This window comes from Kurthia senegalensis (assembly GCF_000285595.1).
In the GTDB taxonomy this organism is placed as follows: Bacteria; Bacillota; Bacilli; order Bacillales_A; family Planococcaceae; genus Kurthia; species Kurthia senegalensis.
On the sequence record NZ_HE611065.1, the window covers coordinates 35296 to 55333 of the forward strand.

At 37.8% G+C, this 20038-nt stretch carries 19 protein-coding genes; 4 read left to right on the forward strand and 15 right to left on the reverse strand.

The genetic code is table 11. The features are described 5' to 3' along the window. Positions 1-12 precede the first annotated feature (12 nt). Positions 13-849: a helix-turn-helix transcriptional regulator gene (locus KSHG_RS05505; RefSeq protein ID WP_010303072.1), complete on the reverse strand. Its 837-nt coding sequence runs from the start codon at positions 847-849 to the stop codon at positions 13-15. A gap of 100 nt (positions 850-949) precedes the next feature. On the opposite strand from KSHG_RS05505, the gene KSHG_RS05510 reads away from it, so the two are divergent. Together KSHG_RS05510 and KSHG_RS05515 are read left to right on the forward strand one after the other, a co-directional pair. Further along, the gene (locus tag KSHG_RS05510) at positions 950-1852 is read left to right on the forward strand and encodes a DMT family transporter (protein WP_010303075.1); all 903 of its coding nucleotides are present in this window, start codon (positions 950-952) and stop codon (positions 1850-1852) included. 59 nt (positions 1853-1911) lie between these two features. Beyond that, positions 1912-2790: a D-Ala-D-Ala carboxypeptidase VanY gene (locus KSHG_RS05515; protein WP_010303079.1), complete on the forward strand. Its 879-nt coding sequence runs from the start codon at positions 1912-1914 to the stop codon at positions 2788-2790. A 196-nt stretch (positions 2791-2986) separates the two neighbouring features. On the opposite strand, the gene KSHG_RS05520 is transcribed toward KSHG_RS05515, so the two are convergent. The 6 genes from KSHG_RS05520 to mce form a co-directional block, all read right to left on the reverse strand. Continuing rightward, on the reverse strand, positions 2987-3448 hold the full coding sequence (locus tag KSHG_RS05520) for a chemotaxis protein CheW (protein WP_010303082.1): 462 nt from the start codon (positions 3446-3448) through the stop codon (positions 2987-2989). Between the two features lie 34 nt (positions 3449-3482). Beyond that, positions 3483-4601, reverse strand: a complete 1119-nt coding sequence (locus tag KSHG_RS05525; RefSeq protein WP_010303086.1) for a M20/M25/M40 family metallo-hydrolase — start codon at positions 4599-4601, stop codon at positions 3483-3485. 111 nt (positions 4602-4712) lie between these two features. Then, positions 4713-5852 (reverse strand): hypothetical protein, encoded by a 1140-nt coding sequence (locus KSHG_RS05530; RefSeq protein WP_010303091.1) that lies wholly within the window; start codon positions 5850-5852, stop codon positions 4713-4715. Between the two features lie 71 nt (positions 5853-5923). Beyond that, a complete protein-coding gene (locus tag KSHG_RS05535; protein WP_010303094.1) occupies positions 5924-7114 on the reverse strand; it encodes a D-serine ammonia-lyase in 1191 nt (396 codons plus the stop codon). A gap of 66 nt (positions 7115-7180) precedes the next feature. After that, complete coding sequence (locus KSHG_RS05540; protein WP_010303098.1) at positions 7181-8728, reverse strand: acyl-CoA carboxylase subunit beta; 1548 nt, start codon at positions 8726-8728, stop codon at positions 7181-7183. Positions 8729-8750: 22 nt separating this feature from the next. Next, positions 8751-9149 carry a methylmalonyl-CoA epimerase gene (gene mce, locus KSHG_RS05545; protein ID WP_010303102.1) on the reverse strand — a complete coding sequence of 133 codons (399 nt, stop codon included), beginning with the start codon at positions 9147-9149 and terminating at the stop codon, positions 8751-8753. 392 nt (positions 9150-9541) lie between these two features. On the opposite strand from mce, the gene prli42 reads away from it, so the two are divergent. Continuing rightward, the gene (gene prli42, locus KSHG_RS18275; RefSeq protein WP_154646882.1) at positions 9542-9637 is read left to right on the forward strand and encodes a stressosome-associated protein Prli42; all 96 of its coding nucleotides are present in this window, start codon (positions 9542-9544) and stop codon (positions 9635-9637) included. A gap of 46 nt (positions 9638-9683) precedes the next feature. On the opposite strand, the gene KSHG_RS05555 is transcribed toward prli42, so the two are convergent. From KSHG_RS05555 to KSHG_RS05565, 3 genes are all read right to left on the reverse strand, one after another. Continuing rightward, the gene (locus tag KSHG_RS05555) at positions 9684-10673 is read right to left on the reverse strand and encodes an aromatic acid exporter family protein (RefSeq protein ID WP_010303105.1); all 990 of its coding nucleotides are present in this window, start codon (positions 10671-10673) and stop codon (positions 9684-9686) included. 71 nt (positions 10674-10744) lie between these two features. Continuing rightward, a complete protein-coding gene (locus KSHG_RS05560) occupies positions 10745-11185 on the reverse strand; it encodes a BrxA/BrxB family bacilliredoxin (protein ID WP_010303115.1) in 441 nt (146 codons plus the stop codon). 77 nt (positions 11186-11262) lie between these two features. Beyond that, positions 11263-11460 carry a hypothetical protein gene (locus KSHG_RS05565; RefSeq protein ID WP_010303118.1) on the reverse strand — a complete coding sequence of 66 codons (198 nt, stop codon included), beginning with the start codon at positions 11458-11460 and terminating at the stop codon, positions 11263-11265. 176 nt (positions 11461-11636) lie between these two features. Between KSHG_RS05565 and KSHG_RS05570 the strand changes: the two genes are divergently transcribed. Further along, a complete protein-coding gene (locus KSHG_RS05570) occupies positions 11637-12050 on the forward strand; it encodes a GyrI-like domain-containing protein (RefSeq protein ID WP_010303121.1) in 414 nt (137 codons plus the stop codon). Between the two features lie 341 nt (positions 12051-12391). On the opposite strand, the gene meaB is transcribed toward KSHG_RS05570, so the two are convergent. The 5 genes from meaB to KSHG_RS05595 form a co-directional block, all read right to left on the reverse strand. Further along, positions 12392-13474: a methylmalonyl Co-A mutase-associated GTPase MeaB gene (gene meaB, locus KSHG_RS05575; RefSeq protein WP_010303125.1), complete on the reverse strand. Its 1083-nt coding sequence runs from the start codon at positions 13472-13474 to the stop codon at positions 12392-12394. After that, complete coding sequence (gene scpA / locus KSHG_RS05580; protein ID WP_010303128.1) at positions 13474-15618, reverse strand: methylmalonyl-CoA mutase; 2145 nt, start codon at positions 15616-15618, stop codon at positions 13474-13476. The genes meaB and scpA overlap by 1 nt, the downstream gene beginning before the upstream one ends. Further along, positions 15615-17261 (reverse strand): methylmalonyl-CoA mutase family protein, encoded by a 1647-nt coding sequence (locus KSHG_RS05585; RefSeq protein ID WP_010303131.1) that lies wholly within the window; start codon positions 17259-17261, stop codon positions 15615-15617. The genes scpA and KSHG_RS05585 overlap by 4 nt, the downstream gene beginning before the upstream one ends. A gap of 265 nt (positions 17262-17526) precedes the next feature. Then, a complete protein-coding gene (locus KSHG_RS05590) occupies positions 17527-18237 on the reverse strand; it encodes a glycerophosphodiester phosphodiesterase (RefSeq protein ID WP_010303134.1) in 711 nt (236 codons plus the stop codon). Next, positions 18230-19801, reverse strand: a complete 1572-nt coding sequence (locus KSHG_RS05595; RefSeq protein WP_010303136.1) for a DUF342 domain-containing protein — start codon at positions 19799-19801, stop codon at positions 18230-18232. Before KSHG_RS05595 ends, KSHG_RS05590 begins: the two co-directional genes overlap by 8 nt. Positions 19802-20038: the final 237 nt, after the last annotated feature.

Consider the following 20038-nt stretch of genomic DNA (forward strand, 5'->3'; position numbering starts at 1 on the left):
CTTTTGTTCTCTTTATAGTATACGCAATTCTGTCTGTTTTTGAAATTGCTTTGGCGTCATTCCATACATTTCCTTAAATTTTTGAATGAAATAACTAACGCTAGAAAACCCTACTTCTAATGAAATCTTCGTTACACTTTGGTCCGTATATTGCAACATTTCACGACTTTTTTCCAGACGATATTTAATGACATATTGCATCGGCGCGACATTTAATTGCTTTTGAAAAAATCGAACAGCCTCCCCTTCACTTAAATATAAGCAATCGGCAATTTGACGCAATGTAATTTTTTCTTTGAAGTGATGATGTATATAAACGAGTGCTTTTTTAAATCGATCGTCACGTGGCATTCGTTGCTCATTTTTTTGTAAATTGCCGCGCAATAAAAAGGGACAAATCTTCATTAAATAAATCGCTATTTGAATCGGATCTTCTTCTTTTAAACATCGTTCCACATACGCAGACATTGCTTCATCTAATAATTGGTACGCATGATTGGAAAGCATTGGCTCCATCATCGTATAAATCGGTTTCGGCAATAAATCTGGATGGACGTTCCAACAATGATACGTCGCCCCCTCATCTACCGCATGCACTTCATGAATAATCCCGCTATTGATCCAAATACCTTGTCCTTCTTCTAAATAAAGACGTTGTCCGTTCACGATGAGTAATGCCGTTCCTTTACTCATCAATTGAAACTGCCAATCTTCATGCCAATGAAGTGGGATGTACGTCGCGACGTTTTGTTTAATAACCGTTTCATAGACGACGGATGGAAAATTCGGATTTGGATACGTAATTTGCTCCTGCCCTAATTCATTAATTGCAATTTCTTTGATTTGCATGACACACCTCAATATTATTATATTTTTCACACAAAAATCGGTATTTTTATTCGTCTTCTTTTATTATATTGTATATATCTTGATAAAAAAGGAGTTTTTTATGAAAAACCAACGAATTATAGGCATTTTACTCGCGCTCATCGGTGGGAGCTTATGGGGATTAAATGGGACGGTTTCCCAATATTTGTTTCAACATCAAGGAATCGATGTAAATTGGTTCGTAACAGCTCGCCTTATTGGTGCAGGTATTATTTTATTAGCTATTCAATGCATACGGAAAAAACCGATTTTTACCGTATGGAAAAATGCAAAATTTAGATGGCAATTACTTTTATTTAGTATCGTCGGCATGCTCGGTGTGCAATATTCGTATATGGCCTCTATTTCTTACGGTAATTCAGCCGTCGCTACGTTGCTACAATATTTAGCACCTATTTTTATCGTGTTCTATTTAATTATGACGAAACAACAACCCTTTTTAAAATTAGATGCACTCCTAATTATCGCAACATTATTCGGAAGCTGGCTGCTCTTAACAGATGGTCAAATTGGTTCTTTTTCCGTTTCTACGTCTGCCATCATTTGGGGGATTATTTCCGCATTAACGCTCGCTTTTTATACGTTATATGCGAAAACATTGCTCGCACATTTTTCTGCGCTCGTCGTCATCGGTTGGGCGATGTTAATTGCGGGTCTTGTTATGAATTTTATTCATCCAATATGGACTGTCGAGTCTTCTCTTTTTAATATAAATACAAACATAGCTTTATTCTTTACGATTTTCTTTGGAACCGCCATCGCTTTTTGGTTTTTCTTTCAAAGTGTCGGCTATTTATCTGCGAAAGAAACCGTTCTTCTCGGTACTGTTGAACCATTGATGGCCATTTTGAGTAGTGTTATTTGGTTAGCATTACCTTTTTCTTGGATTCAAGCTATCGGAGCTGCTTTTATTTTAGGTGTTGTCCTCATCATTTCATTAATTCCGAAAAAAACGACGCTTTAGACTGTTATTTCTGAAGGAATTCGCTATACTTGTATAGAATCACCTTTAGGAGGGCTATTATGAAAAAAATTGCGTTAATTTTGTTCGCAATCGTACTCGCCCTTGTTGTGTTTAATGTCTATTCCATCAATTCTGAAGAAACGGTCGAAATAAAAAAACCGACAACTGAAACGATTGATGTTTCTGCAGACCACGTAACAAAAGGAAACTTACTACTCATTAATAAAGATCACAAAGTAAACGAGGAAGCTTTACCGAATGACTTATTAACACTTGCGGACCATCCAAAAGAAGTAGTCGATTTCCAACTTGCAGATTCTTCAATTCAAATTTCAAAAAAAATGCTACAAGCTTTCCAACTCATGGTGCAAGATGCGAAAAATGATGGCGTTTCTAACTTCATCATTAATAGTAGTTATCGCTCTACTGAGCAACAAGCAAAACTGTTTAAATCCAAAGGTGAAAAATATGCACTTCCTGCTGGAAGTAGTGAACATAACTTAGGTATGTCGATGGATATCGGTTCTACCCTTGGCTTAATGGAAAATGCAAAAGAAGGTAAATGGCTTGCGAAAAATGCAGTGAAATATGGTTTCATTTTACGCTATCCGAGTGATAAAACAGCCATCACCGGAATTCAATATGAAGCATGGCACTTCCGTTATGTCGGTATCCCACATAGTTATATTATGAAAAAACACGACTGGGTATTAGAAGAATACTTAGCGTATTTAAAAACACATGATAAGCTAACAGAAACGGTGCGTGGGATTGACTATACTGTGGCCTATCATAAAGTGAATAAAACTAGTAAAACGGCGATTCAAATCCCTCTAAATCAAACGTATTTACTATCCGGGGATAATGACGAAGGTGTCATCGTCACTTACTGGGCAAAACAACAACAAGACGATCAAGATTCTAAAAAAACAAAATAAAAAGACTGATGAGCACAACGGTTCATCTTTCAAAAAAGGCACCTTTTGAATAAAGAGGTGCCTTTTTCTATGAGAGCGAATAGCTATCTCATCGTGCTCATTCACTCAATTTGTATTTTCTCACCTACTCATAAAACAAATAAGCAGCAAGCTCTATCACCAGAACTTGCTGCTTATTACGATATAGTATGAAAGATTACTCTTTTAATTTTGTTACGTACGCTTTAATTTCTTTAATTCCCTCTAACGTATCACAAAGAATTTCTGGCGCAATGATCGTAATCATTCGATTTTCAAGGTTTGCTACCGCTTTGAAATATTGTGTTTTTGCATAGTTCACTAACCCAATTTGTTTCAATGCATCTTCTTCAATGTCCAAAATTTCCTTCGCTTCATTTACGCGAAGTGCAAAGAGAAAATTCGGAACTTGAATCATGATTAATCGCGCCTCATCTTCTGTCGTTTGATGAAGTAAAATTTGTTCTAAATCAATGACAGGAACAAGTTCTCCGCGATTTTTTGTCATTCCTAACATGTAGCTTGGTAAATGCGGAACTCGATTAATACGGTCCATTTTTTCAATTGATACAATGTGATCTACAGAAATCGCATATTCCTCTTGTCCACATCGAAACACGACTACTTTTTCATTTGCCATCCTTCATCCTCCGTTACAGTCCAACTACAATTATTTAGTGATTCGCTGACACTTGAACGATTGCCACTAATAAATCAGCTAATTTTTCAAGCTCTTCTACTGGAATACGTTCTTTCGTCGTATGAATATGTTCATAACCAACTGCTAAGTTCACCGTCGGAATACCGTATCCTGCAATCACATTCGCATCACTACCGCCACCTGATTGTGCTAGTTTTGGTTCGCGACCGATTAATGTAGCGGCTTGTTGTGCGATTTGAACAACTTGATCGTCCTCTGTAAAGCGGAAACCTGGGTACATACGTTTTACTTCAACAATTGCTTCCCCGCCCATTTCAGCTGCTGCTTCTTCGAAAGCGGCTTTCATATGAGCTGCTTGGGCTTCTACTTTCGCTTCATCTAGTGAGCGACATTCTGCTAATATAGTCACTTCATCACATACGATGTTCGTTGCTTTACCGCCTTCAAATCGACCGATGTTAGCAGTCGTTTCTTCATCAAGACGACCTAATTTCATGCGAGCAATCGCTTTTGCTGCCATTGTAATCGCTGAAATCCCTTTTTCAGGTTCAACACCGGCATGAGCCGTTTTCCCTTTTAACGTAGCGAAGATTTTTGTTTGATAAGGTGCTGCAACAACAATTTCACCAATTTTACCGTCTGAATCGACCGCAAAACCATATTTTGCAAATACTTTATCGTGTTCTAAATATTTAGCACCTTCAAGGCCTGATTCTTCACCTGCAGTAATGACATATTGAATGTCACCGTGCGCAATGTTTTCTTCTTTTAAACGAAGTGCTAATTCAAGTAAAGCGGCAAGGCCTGCTTTATCATCTGCACCTAAAATCGTCGTACCATCTGAATAAATATAGCCGTCTTCTTTAATAATCGGTTTAATGCCGACACCTGGAACGACTGTATCCATATGAGAAGTGAAATAAATAGGTGTAACGCCTTCTTTATTCCCTTTTAATGTTGCAATAATATTCCCTGATGCGTGACCATTTTTACTACTTGCGTCATCTACATACACGTCAAAACCTAATTTTTCCAATAATTCTTGAAGTACAGGTGAAATTTTTTCCTCGTGGTATGTTTCAGAATCAATTTGCACTAATTCTAAAAATTGTTTTACAATTCGACTAGTCAATTAAAAGACTTCCTTTCAAAATTCCTATGGTTTAAATAAAGACGTAAAATACGTCGAAATACACTTATATCATATCATACTTACGTAGGAATATTCGCACCTCACGTACGTTTATTTATGAAGTTCAATCGCCTCTTTAATAATTTTTGAGCATTTTAACATGCCACCATTTTGTTTTGCTTTTTCTACTTTATACGTCGCAGCAAGCGTCGTTAAAAAGTGTGCCACTTTAGAAGAATCTTGCTCTTCTGTAATTTGATGATTGAAACAATATTCGTCAAAAAATAAATTGAAGAAACGTTGGTTCGCTGTATAAATAACGGGCTCCGTTGCCTCATATAACGCATCGTTTTTCTGATGTATAAACTGCATCATACCGAGCACAGTTGCCTTATCTCCTTCGTACAATGAAACGTAGCTACGTAAACTTTCGCTAATCGCCTTTTGCAAAGCGATGATACGCACATTTTGCATAACTTGGATTACTTTCGGATCTGGCACTAAAATATAGTGCAAGGCGAAAATCTCGAATATTTCATGTTGAACGATGTAACGGTTCGCATCTAATAAATCATAAACGAAACGATGCGTAAAATTCGTTTTAAAAGCAAATTGTTCTAAGTATCGTCGAACGTCCCCTTCAATATCCTCACTAATTTGTTGAAGTTCTTGTGCATACAAAAACAATTCCACGGTCGGATATTGCTGGCGCTCAATGGAAATATATTGTGGCAACATTTCAATCATTTCTTGAATGTAGCGCAATGCATTTTGACCAATTTCTTTTTCATGAAAGAAATATGTTCGTTTATTGCCTTCAAGCGTTTGTTCAATCGACATAAAATCTTGTTCCATCACCAAGCCAATCGTTGGCAATATGTGACTCGATACTTCTTCGAATACGAGCGATAAATCCGAATGTTTAAACGGACATTGTGAATCATTTAAATGTTTATAATAAAACAAAACGACGGATTGAAAAAACGCAAATGTATTTCCGAGTGGTACTTTCGTAAATTGACCAAAGAAATCAAGTGCCTTCGTATTCGCCATACGTATATCCTCTAATTGTTCTTCGTGTAATTCATTATAAAAGTGCATCGTTTCAATTAAATCAATGTATGGACGGTCAATCTCAATTTCAATAAATTGGTGGTTTACTTCTACGGCAACTGCATCCCCCTGATTGTCAAAACGTTCTTCTGTTTGAGACTGTTCAGGTAAATGTCCTTGCTTACTCCAAAATCCCATTTATTTCCCTCCCATTTCTAGAAAAATGACATCATTTTCTTTATTATACAAAATTATATGCTCTCTGCCTCTTACTTATCGGCTAAATAGTTCTTTTTTTCACTATCCGGTACTAATCCCCCACCTGTTGCCCATACTAAATGTGTGCCATTTGGCCATTTTTCTTTCCCTCGTTGTAAAGCACTGAAACCAGCTACTGCAGAAGGTTCTAAAAAGAGTTGTCGCTTCGCATGCAGCTCTTTCACCCACATCATCAATTCATCATCGCTCACTGTCGCAAAAACATCTACGAGTGGCTCAATGATACGACCGACGAATTGAGACGCCCTACCGACCGCTAAACCGTCTGCTACCGTTCGATTCGTCAAGCCAATGTCGGCTACTTCGATTTGATCGTATTGACGCGAAACGATTCCTAGAAACATACACGGGGAATCGATTGGTTCAACGATGACGCATTTCACCGCTTCCCCAAAACATTTTTTCAAGCCATAAATAACGCCACCAGGTCCACCGCCAACACCACAAGGTATGTAGACGACTAACGGATTTATCACCGTCGGTCGTTTAGGAAGTTGTCCGACAAGCCTCCTCGCTGCGACCGCATATCCGCTAAATAACCACTTTGAATTTTCATCATCAATGAAATATGACGTTGCTGTCGCACGAGCTTCTTCACGTCCTTGTGCTACTGCCTTACTATAGTCTCCTACATGTTCGATGACCGTTACACCATGTTTTTTTAGCAACTGCTTTTTCCATACTTTTGCATCGTGGGACATGTGGACGACGACTTGGAAGCCTAATGCGGCACCAATGACGCCAATTGATAAGCCTAAATTACCAGTAGAACCAACGACAATCGTATACTCTCCGAAAAGTTCCTTCCAAAATGGTTGATGAAATGCTTCATAGTTTGTCACATGCGTAAATTCTGGTTGCTGCTTTGCAATCATTTCTGCAATGACAAGCACTTCATAAATACCTCCTCTTGCTTTAATCGAACCGCTAATCGGCAGTTGATCATCTCGTTTAATATAGACGTGATTCGGTTCATAAAATGTAATCGGTGATTCGATTAATCCATCCAGCTCCTTCGTACGCTCAAATACTTTCGCAATGTACGGTGCAAAGCGTTTCAGCCTTTCTTCTGCCTCATCAATAAGCTGTTCATCAAATCGAAATGTTTTTGGCACTTGTTCCACATACGGACTTTCAAAAAACAGTTTTTTTCGCATTTTTAACATTTCTACAATCTGCATGTTCTCTCCTCCTAGTAAAAAAGACGGCAAAAGGAAATTCCTTTTGCCGTCCGGTAGTTTGAAAACTTATAACGGAATATTTCCGTGTTTTTTATCTGGACGTGATTCTTGTTTATTGCGAAGCATTTCTAACGATTGCATTAGTTTAATACGTGTATCACGTGGGTCAATTACGTCATCTACTAAACCGTAGCTTGCTGCAACATATGGATTCGCAAATTTTTCTTTGTATTCTTCAATTTTTTGTGCGCGTAATGCTTCTGGTTCTGTTGATTTTGCAATTTCACTTGCGTGAATAATATTCGCTGCACCTGCTGCACCCATAACGGCAATTTCAGCATTCGGCCAAGCGAATACCATATCTGCACCGATTGCTTTTGAATTCAATGCTACATAAGCACCACCGTATGCTTTACGAAGAATAACCGTAATTTTCGGTACCGTTGCTTCGGAATATGCATAAAGAATTTTCGCACCGTGGCGAATAATTCCGCCGTGTTCTTGTTTAACACCTGGGAAGAATCCAGATACGTCTTCAAACGTAATAATAGGTACGTTGTACGCATCACACGTACGAACAAAACGAGCCAGTTTATCAGATGAATCAATATCTAAACCGCCGGCAAGAACTTTCGGTTGATTACATACGAGACCGACTGATTCACCGTCGATACGTGCAAATCCAACGACGATATTTTTAGCAAATTCTTTTTGAACTTCCATAAATGAATCTGGATCCGCCACTTGTTCGATTACTTTACGAACGTCATATGCCTTCGTTTGATCGATTGGCACGATGTCTAATAATTCTGGACGTTCATGATCTTTTTCGTCAAAAGCAATACGCGGTGCTTTCTCTTTATTATTTTGTGGTAAATAGCTTAACAATTGTTTAATTTGATCAATGGCTTCTTGTTCACCTGGTGCACGGAAATGCGCATTCCCACTCACAGCGTTATGTACTTTTGAGCCACCTAAACCTTCAGCAGAAATTTTTTCACCTGTTACCGTCTCGATTACTTTTGGACCGGTAATGAACATTTGTGATGTTTTATCGACCATTAAAATAAAATCGGTAATGGCTGGTGAATAAACCGCACCACCAGCACACGGTCCCATAATAACCGAAATTTGTGGAATAACACCTGAGAAAACAGAATTTCGGTAAAATACTTTGCCGTATCCATCTAGTGAAAGAACACCTTCTTGAATACGCGCACCACCTGAATCGTTAATGCCGATAAACGGTGCCCCATTTTTCGCTGCTAAGTCCATAACGTTCGCAATTTTATTCGCATGCATTTCACCAAGTGCGCCACCGAAAACAGTAAAGTCTTGAGAAAATAAATAAACTGGACGGCCATTTACTTTGCCGTATCCTGTTACGACACCATCTGCAGAACCTTCTACACCTTGCATGCCGAAGTCTACTGTACGATGTTGAACGAATGGGTTGATTTCAACGAATGTCCCTTCATCTAATAATAAATCAATACGTTCACGTGCCGTTAATTTTCCTTTTGCATGTTGCTTTTCGATACGAGCGTCACCGCCACCCATTTCGATTTTACGTTTTTTATCATATAATTCATTAATTTTATCATACATATCCATAGTTACTGATTGCCCCTTTTCTTTAGCCTCGATCTACTAATTCATAAAGAACACCGAAAGATGATTTCGGGTGTATAAACACTACTTTTGCGCCACCAGCACCGATTTTCGGTTGTTCAGAAAGAAGTCGTGCACCTTCTGCACGCATTCTTTCCATTTCCGCTTCGATTCCTTTGACTTTTAATGCGATGTGATGAATTCCTTCACCACGTTTTTGAAGATAGCTATGAATAGCCGATGTTTCTGAAAGCGGTTCCAACAATTCTATGTGCGTATTGCCCCCATCTAGAAAAGCGACTTTCACTTGTTCAGACTCCACCTCTTCAATATTCAACAATTTCATGCCTAACACATCAGTATAGTACGAAACGCGTTCATCAAGATTATTGACAGCGATTCCAATGTGATCTACATTCTCCACGAGTCCCCAACTCCTTTGTTGTATAACACAATTGTAACGGAATAATTTTTAATTTTCTACGGCAATCATTTATCGATTTTGCAGAAAATTTCAAATCGTACAAATGTATACTCTTATGTTAAAGTATTTCTAAAAAAAATCTAGTTTTTCCGTAAAAAAGAGCATTTTTTGTTTTTTATGCACTAGATTACTAACCGATTCTCCCGTAGAAAACAATATATGTGCAAATTTTCAGTTATTGCTACTGTACTATAACGCTTTTTTATTGAGGTGAAGCTTTTTTCTCTCAATCCAGTCTACTTATTTTTTTCAATCGTGACTTTATCACACGCTTTACACTGTCGCCTGTATTTTGATACACTGTTCCTAATGAGAACGAAGGAGTGCACATAATGGGAAATAAAAAAGTACAACGTATCATCGTTATTACGATGGCTGTCCTTATGGTATTATCAACAGTCGTTATGGGTTTAGCCGTCATTTTATAGTCAACATAAAAAGGTGTTTCGAATACATTCGAAACACCTTTTTGTTTTACTCTTCACCAAATACAGGTTTTCCTTTTTTAATCGTTAATCCTTTAAACGTTTGCTTAATAGATAAATATTGATCCATTTCTTCAATAAACTGATACAAAGATGCCATCGCAACAAATTGTTCATGTGTTTTAGGTAAAGGTAAATCTTTAAATTCTTTTTTTACTTGCGCCAATTTCCCACGGAATTTAACTGCCGTATTCCCTGAATGTACATGTTCTGATAAATCTTCTAAAAAATCAGCGATAATATGTGCTTGTTTAACAATCGTCGGCAAATTCGTAATTTCAGGTAAAATACGTTCAATAATTTCTAACTGCTGTTCTCTTATATCAAAATAGCGATAAAATAAATTTTCTTTCCGCGTAATATGATTTTCAACGTCTTGGTAAGCAAGTGCTTTTCCTTTATTCACAGCTTGTTGTGCATCGAGTAATTCACTGCCGTTCCAATTCGTATCTCCTTCACGTAAATATTTTGCTACTTCTGCAAATATTTTACTGTACGCTTCTTCAATATCAATACGGTATGCATTTAATTCTTTTTCAATGTCTGGCATTTGCATATTTACTAAGAAGCCGATACCAAAGCCAATCAACATAATTAGTAACTCATTTTCTAACAATACTAACGTAAAATTTTGTTCATTGAAAATATGCAATAAAATAACAGAAGAAGAGACGAATCCAGGTGTTACTTTCAACGCAACTAAAATCGGTAATAGCACGAGAATTAATAAACAAAGAATAATCGGGTTATAGCCGAGAAATGTGAAAAATAAATAACTTAAAATAAGAACCGCAAAAGAGGCAACAATTCTCGTATAAATCGCATGAATGGATTTTCTTTTCGTCGTTTGAATGCTCAAAATCGTTAATATACCTGCACTTGTATAATAGTCTAAATGCAATAAACTAGCGATCCATATTGCTAAAGCGACGCCTACCGCTGTTTTCACTGTACGGAACCCAATTCTGAATTTTTTCATTCTAGACGCCTCTCTTTTCTTTTATAAATAAACAGAAAGAAAGCGCGTTCAAAACGCGCTTTCTTCGATAGTTAAATTTCGTCGCAGTAATCTTCGAAGTATCCTTGTAATTTTGTTACGACACTTACTGGATCGTGACCTTCGATTTCATGACGAGGAATTTCAGCGATTGCTTTCCCATTATTCATTAAAACGAATGATGGAGAAGATGGGATATGATCTTCACCGAAGAACATACGTGCCATTGCTGTCGCTTCTTTATCTTGACCCGCAAACACGGTTACGACATGATCTGGGCGTTTTGGATAGTTTAATGAATAAACGGCTGCTGGACGTGCAATACCGCCTGCACAACCACATACTGAGTTTATCATGAATAAAGTTGTACCTGTACGTTTTACCGCATCTTCAACTTCCTCTGCTGTTGTTAATTGTTCGTAACCATTTTCAGTTAGTTCCGAACGACATTGATTCACCATTGATTGGTATAATAAATCATATTCCATTGCCATTGTAAATTGCCCCTTTCAATATCTCTTTCTTACTATAACAGTGTATGTGATAGTTTTCAAAGGTTCTTACTCGGGTTTTACATACTTGTCATAAAACGACCGTAATGATATTTACCGACAAGAAAACTGCTCATAGTAAGGAGCAATACGATAACTAAATGATTTTGAAATCCATAAACAGAATAACTAACAATTGTACCGATTAACAGAACAATTGCCATGACAAAACAAACTTGTGCAAATGCGTAGCGATTCCTTTCGAAAAATTGTTTCATGGACTTCCCCTCCATCGTTTACTATATGCTTATTTTATCACGTGAAATCCTTATCTATAAAGTTTTTTCTGTATTTTCTAAATTGTCACTTTTTTATTCGTAATGTTATTTGAAATGTTTTATAATGTTGGATAAGGTAGCTGCTACCTATGTAATGAATGGAGAGGATGATCAAAATGCAAACGCGTGTCGAAGTAATTCCAGACGTAGTTATTCGTGGTTTGAACGTATTTGAAGGAAAAGTATCAGACATTTCAGAACAATGGTCTGAACTAGCTAATGTACTAGAAGATTATGAAGTCAATACCGATGTATTATACGGTGTTTGCATTTCCTTTGCCGATGGCGACGGCATTAATTACCTCGCAGGGGTAAAAGAAGAGAATATGCCCGAAGCAGTAAAATCTGTTGCTATTCCGATTCCTAGTGGACGATTTCTCGTCGGTACAATCCACCAACTAAACGAAATTGAACCCGCTTTCCAAACATTATTTGGCGATCAGCAATATACGCATCGTCCAGGTATTAGCTTCGAGAAATATCTCGGTCACGATTTAGAACATATCGAAATTTGGGTTCCTATTCAATAAAGAACGAAAGAGTACTTGGGACATACTGGCTCATAACGTAAATAAAAATGACGTTGCCTTATTGGCAGCGTCATTTTTATTATCCATTGATACTTGCTTTCTGATTCTGAAAGCTTTTGTTATACGTAGGATTTTGAGTTATCTATTTTGCGATTTATACTTTCTAAGACTTTCATACACAATGAACGAAACAGATAGGTAAATCTTGATGAACGCCGAGAAAAGCGTCGCCAAAAACGAAGAACCCTACAAGTGCGCATATGAAAAAAGGGGCGTCATGATGTTAAAATCATGACGCCCCTTTTTATTTGGCTAGTGTTTCCCTAGCCTTTTTTCATTGATTATTCGTCTTTTGTACGAGCGAATAGTTGTTCAATACCTTGCGCTACAGTTAAAGAACCGTTTAAAATATCTTGTTCAAGAGAAGCGACTGTTTGTTTATTCCCTGGTTTATTGTAAAAATCATCGACGAGATGGTCTAAAATCATCGTTCTAAACCATTCGGTCGTTTGTAAGTTGCGACGCTCATTCCAAACGTGATTTTCAAGACCTTGACGTTTAAATTCACGAATCGTATCAAATATAAATTCAAAGCCTGTTTTATCATACGACGATGCAAAGAGTGTTTTCGTCGTCCAGCCGGGTGTTGCTGGTTGAAGTAAATGTAGAATTTGGCGATATTCCATCGCTGTTTTTTTAGCATTACGTAAATTTTCACCGTCTGCTTTATGAACTAAAATCGCATCCGCTAATTCCATAATGCCCTTTTTCATCCCTTGCAGCTCATCACCCGCACCAGTTAAAACGAGTAACAAGAAGAAATCAACCATATTTCTCACAGCTGTTTCGCTTTGACCAACACCTACTGTTTCAATCAAAATCACATCATAGCCTGCTGCTTCACAAAGAAGCATCGTTTCTCGTGTTTTGCGATGAACACCACCGAGCGTCCCAGCCGATGGACTCGGACGAATAAAAGCATTTTTTTCTCGAGACAGTTCTTCCATACGCGTTTTATCACCTAAAATACTGCCGCCTGTAATGCTAGAGGACGGGTCAATCGCAAGTACAGCGACTTTATGACCTTGGTCACAAAGCATTTTACCGAACGTTTCGATGAACGTACTTTTCCCAGCACCTGGCACACCCGTAATGCCAATTCGTATGCTCTTTCCCGTATGAGGCAATAACCGCTTCAACAGTTCTTGTCCAAGTACTTTATGTTCACGATTGGCACTTTCTAAAAGCGTGATTGCCTTCGCTAAACGAATTTTATCCCCTTGCAATATGTCCGCAACGGCTGCTTCATAATCGAGTTGTTGTTTTTTCTTTTTAACAAATTTTCGGCGTTTCGTTGATTGCATCCCATCATGGTTAGCTGCAACTCCTGGTTGAACGAAAAGTGCCGATTTATGTTCACTCATTACGCTTCCTCGTAACCGAGTTGTTCATAAATTAATTCAATAATTTTTTGTGAAGCGATTGGCAATACTGTACCAGGACCGAAAATTGCTTTCGCACCACATTCATATAAGTACTCATAATCTTGTGCTGGAACGACACCACCAACAATGACAATAATGTCTTCACGACCTAATTTTTTAAGCTCTGCAATGAGTTCTGGCACGAGCGTTTTATGCCCTGCTGCTAATGACGATACTCCTACGACATGCACATCATTTTCAACTGCCATAATCGCTGTCTCTTCTGGTGTCATGAAAAGAGGTGAAATATCGACATCGAATCCGAAGTCTGCATAAGCGGTCGCTACAACTTTCGCCCCGCGGTCATGCCCATCTTGTCCCATTTTCGCCACTAAAATACGTGGACGACGACCTTCCGCTTCTAAAAACTCTTCCGTCATTTGTTTTACTTCTACAATAGCATCTTGATCTGAATAGTTCGTAGCGTACACCCCACTAATTGAGCGAATAACTGCTTTATGACGTCCTGAAATTTCTTCAATCGCATCTGAAATTTCACCAAGTGTTGCACGAGCACGTGCCGCATCAACAGCTACCGCTAATAAGTTTTCTTTCCCTGTTTGTGCTGCTTTTGTTAAACGAGCTAAATGTTTTTGCACTTCTGCTTCGTCACGCTCGTCTTTCATTTTATTAATACGATCAATTTGTGATTGACGTACTAACGTATTATCGATGTCTAAAATTTCAATCGGCTCTTCTTCTGTTAAACGGTATTTATTCACACCGATAATTGTTTCCGCATTCGAATCAATTTTCGCTTGGCGTTTTGCAGCTGCTTCTTCGACTTTCATTTTTGGAAGTCCTGTTTCAATCGCTTTCGCCATACCTTCTAAGCTTTCTACTTCATCGATTAACTCCCAAGCAGCTTTCGTTAGCTCGTCCGTTAATTTCTCAACGTAATATGAACCGCCCCATGGATCAATTGTTTTTGTCATCCCCGTCTCATTTTGCAAAAATAGCTGTGTATTACGTGCAATACGTGCCGAGAAGTCTGTTGGAAGCGCAATCGCTTCATCCAATGCATTCGTATGCAATGATTGCGTATGTCCCATCGTTGCCGCATTCGCTTCGATTAATGTACGCGTCACATTGTTAAATGGATCTTGTTCTGTTAATGACCAACCAGACGTTTGTGAGTGTGTACGAAGAGATTGTGTTTTCGAATTTTTCGGATTGAATTGACTCATTAATTGTGCCCAAATACGACGTGCTGCACGCATTTTAGCAATTTCCATGTAGTAGTTCATACCAATCGCCCAGAAGAATGAAAGACGTGGTGCAAATTTGTCGATATCAATGCCCGCTTTTAAACCGGTACGTACGTATTCTAAACCATCTGCTAACGTATAGCCTAATTCGATATCATTCGTTGCCCCTGCTTCTTGAATGTGATAACCCGAAATAGAAATCGAGTTAAATTTTGGCATGAATTTTGACGTATATTCAAAAATATCTGCAATAATTTTCATCGACATTTCTGGTGGATAAATGTACGTATTACGTACCATGTACTCTTTTAAAATATCGTTTTGAATCGTCCCAGATAATTTATCTGGCGAAACGCCCTGCTCTTCAGCTGTTACGATGTAAAAAGCAAGTACCGGCAGTACAGCCCCATTCATCGTCATTGATACAGACATTTGGTCAAGTGGGATTCCTGCGAAAAGAATTTTCGTATCTTCTACTGAATCAATCGCTACGCCTGCTTTCCCAACATCTCCTGTTACACGCGGATGATCCGAATCATAGCCTCGGTGAGTAGCAAGGTCAAAAGCGACAGATAACCCTTTCTGCCCCATCGCAAGGTTACGACGATAAAAAGCATTTGATTCTTCAGCTGTTGAGAAACCAGCATATTGACGAATCGTCCAAGGACGACCTACGTACATCGTCGGATACGGTCCACGTGTATTCGGTGTAATCCCCGCAACGTCTTGTAAGTGATTTAAGCCTTCTGTATCTTGTTTCGTATAGACGTGCTTCACTTCGATATCTTCATTCGTTAAAAACGTTTCTTCCTTTTGCTCATAACTTTCTTTTTTCAGTACATCTTCAATATCAATCGTTTGGAAATTTACACTCATCGTTGGACCTCCTTAAGACTTTCTTGAATACCTTCAAGCTTTTCATAAATGTTCATCCCTGCATACAACGCACCGTCTACACCTACAATGCTATCAAACTTACCCGCAACGTCTAAAATCGTACGTGCTTGTTTAGAGGACGCAATTTGAGGTAAGACATTTTCAACATCCTCATCTACACCAGAGAATACGACCACTTGTGCATCTGTTGTCTCTAAAAAGGCTTTTGCAGCTTCCACGTCTGTGAATGGTTCTGTCACTTCCGCAATAACACCTGCCGTCGCAAAAATGCCAGTTACGAAATCCGTACGCGGTTTAATTTTCTTTAATTCTCCGTATGCTAAAACAGCCACTTTCACTGGGTTTTCTTTATAATCTTGACGTAATTTTTCAAAAGGTTTCGCTAAACGATTCACATTTATAAAATCACCTGCTACTACTTCCTCAGTCGCATCTGCGAAATTGTTCGTGCCAACTAAAACCGATTTACGTGTTTCAACGTCTTTTAAGCGTTTCATCCAAACTTCATTTACGTCTGATGCAATTTTTTCTCGTGCAGCTGTATAACCACCTGCTGCTTGAATTTCTAAAAAGTATGCCCACGCATTTTTCACTAAATCATGCGTTAAAGATTCTATGAAGTAAGAACCACCTGCTGGATCTAATACTTTCGTTACGTGAGACTCTTCTTTAATTACGAGTGCTGCATTACGTGCAATACGGATGGACTGATTCGTCGGACCTGTCAGTACATTATGTGGATGGACGGTTACGACATCTGCTCCACCAATTACTGCTGAAAACGCTTCATTCCCAGCACGTAATAAATTCACGTATGCGTCTAATTTTGAAAACGTACGCAACGATGTTTCCGTTACGATTTGTACAGGCTTCGGTTGTTCTACCCCGTATGCTTGTGCAAAAGCTTTCCAAAGAACGCGGAAGGCACGAATTTTTGCAATTTCCATGAAAAACTGTGTATCGATTGCAAAAGATGCGAAAAATCGGTTTTCAAATTGTGTAAAATCATCGCCGCTAAGTTCAGCAGCTTGTGCTAATGCAATCGCCAATTCTTGTGTCGCATTCGCTCCTGCATAGTGATGCTTTTCAGTATGCGCATTGAGTGTACGCACATATTTATATTCAGGTAACATCGTCGGTTGTTCTGAAATGATAAATCCTTCAATTTCTTTATTTTGAATGTAATTAAATACAGTTAATATAGTCTCATCGTCTACATACAGTACGACTTTTTGATACTCGTCAATTAATTGTGCTAACTGGTGAAGTGCATGGTCATCCCAATCAAAAGCAACTTTTCCAACCGTTACGAATTGTGCGCCACGGTCGAAAGCATCATTTGTCTGTGCTACAAATTCTTCAATTGAAGAACCAAAAGCTTGTTGTGCTACCCCAAAGTCACCATCTGCTTTTAATGCACGTACTGTTGAAACTTGTTCCTCCAATTTTCCATCTAATGCTTCTAATAATTTTTCCTCTGTATATAAAGGCTGTAAAGTAATCCCTTCAATCGTTTTCGTTAAAAGCGATTCAAACGGTTTCCCCTTTAATTGTTTTACAGCAGCTTCTTGCCATTGATCGTAAGAAGGCTGTTCAAATGTTACTTCTTTTAAGTTTGTCATACGGTCGCGTAGACGCTTCCCCCCTTCAGTGATTCTAAAACTTATTTTACACAAACTTTTTGACGCTTAAAAGTATAAAAATTCTAACAACTATGAAAATGTCTACTATTAAAATAACTTTTCATTCAAAACTCATTATATATTCGTTTTTTGTAGAAAAATACGTATTAAATAAGCGAATAAAAATGTTACCGCTTTCATTTAAAATTTTCAGAAAAATAAAGATTTATCGTATATGTGATTAAAAAATAAAAAAACAACGAGGTTACCCTCGTTGTTTTTCGGCCACTCGTTTTGGAAAATCGGTAATCCAGCCGATAATTTCTTGCGGTACTTGCTGCAAATCTTCTTCTGTTCCGAGTACGTTATAATAGCGAATTTTTTTATTCGCTTTTTTAAGTTCATCCCAATACATTTGCTTGAAATAGTAATTTTTATTCGCATGAATCACATCAATATGGTCCAAAGTTCCGAGCGTTTGCCAATCGAATTTCTTCGTCGGAATAAATGCCGTTTCAAGCGTTGGATTGATCCATTTAACGACACGTAAAATTTCATCATGAAACGATGAAATATGTACAGATGATAACAACTCACATTTTTTCACGACTGATTCAATGGAAGCAACATCGCCAATAAATGATTCTTTTAATTCGATATTTACCGGAATGTTTTCTTTTACGAGCCATTTTAATAACGTGTCAAAACTAAGTAAATTTACCGCTTTTTGTTTAGGCTGCTTCACTTTTAATTTCCGCACTTGATTAAATGTTAAATCCGTTAATAATGCATCTTTTTTCGTTAATCGTTCTACATTTAAATCATGTGTCACAATCGCTACTTTGTCTCTCGTCAATTGCAAATCAAATTCTATTCCTGTTGCGCCTTCTTTCATCGCATCTTCAAAAGCACGCATTGAATTTTCTGGTGCATTCGTTAAAACACCTCGATGTGCGTAAATCGCTAAGTTAGACATTCAATTCCCCACCTTCAACTTTAAATCGACCACATGTTTGTTTTCGAAGCATCGTTGAATGTTTACCGATTCGAAGAACGGTTCCTGGATACGCTTGTTTCATAATTGCAATTTCTTCTTTTCCTACTTGACGAATGCTAAGTAAAATCATCTGAATGCGTTCATCTAAATGTAAGATTCGTTTTTTCAACGTCGATAATTGTTGCTTCGAATTTTCAAATGCAATACGTTGGTCTTGATTCATTTTATCAGCAAATGGCTCCAATTGTGCAACATATACTTCTTGTTTTTTAAACTCTTTTTTTAATTCCTCGGACTCTACCGCAATCGCTCTCGCTTCTGCCATTCGTTCACCTTTATCTGGAACGATTACGGACAGCTTCGTCATACGCTCATGAGCATTACCAGCGTAAGCTACTTTTATACATTGCGTCACTTCTGCCTCGCCGCCAATCACTTTCCCTTTATGCTCATCTAAATAAATATTTTTCGCATACAATTTTGAACCCATCGCATAATTACTAACATAAATATCTTCCATCGCTTCAAATGTGACGTCATTCGCATGTTTCGCATAAATATTTTTTCCTGCACGAACAACCATTGTGCCATTTCCGAACACACCACCACGAATATTAATATCTCCCGTAAGTGATTCAATAAATTCAGCCCCCGTCACACCTGTTGTCCCTTCAATGGAAAGATCACCTAGTGCACGAACGCTAAACCCAGGACAAACGGTTCCTTTAATTAAAATAGAGCCTTTAAAATCAATATTGCCGGTCTCTACACCGACGTCTCCATTAATGGTCAAATGTTGCAACAACTGAATAACTCCATTCGAAGCATCTAATACCCCATTATACTTCGCTCTAAGCACCGTATGACCTGATTCCACCGACTCATAAATCGATTTTGGATCGTATTTTAACTTAGCATCCTTTCCTGCCACCGACGAAACAACTTCTCCGAACACATTCAGTCCACTTTCACCTTCTGTAGCTGGTATTTTTTCTCCGAGCCATTGATCTTTTTCAATTTCACAAATAAAATTCATATCAAAATAATCCGCACGCCCATCTTCCCGAATGACAGGTTTTTTTATCGGATTTTTAAAATATAAAATTTCCGCATCCTTCCCTTTTTCAGGTTGAATCCCTTCTCCTACAACAATTTTTTTCTCTGTCATAGCATCTTGAATCGTCACTTTTTTCAATTCACAACGTAAGCCCATTTGGTTCGCAATGACGGAAATTTGACGATTTAGTTGTTCTTCATTTTGAATTAAATCGTCCTGTTCATCATTAATTTGCAACGATGCTAACATCCCGTCTTTGGATACACTTAACACGAGCACTGGTAACCAAATACCAATTTCTACATGCTGACTGTTTTCTCGTTCAAGCGCTGCACGTAACGCTTGAAAACTCGTTAATTTAATTCGATTTTTTTGTTTAATAATCTCATCAAAATCTTTTAATGAAAATCCTTCTTTATATACGTCTAGGAACACTTTATCATTTTCTTCATATAGCTTAAAATACTCGTTATTGTATATCTCCATTGTAAGTTTCCCCCTCACAATTTTTTATCTACTTAAATCCTATGTACTACACATTAATTTTTTACATTTCTATTTAGTTTTTCCTATATATAATTTTATACTACATATGTATATTTTCACACCAAAAATATACATATGTTTTCAATTTTCCCATTTCTATTTTATTTTTATAAGCCTTATTCATTATATCGGCATTTCTCCTATTAGTTTTCAATACATTTGAAAATGATAGAACTT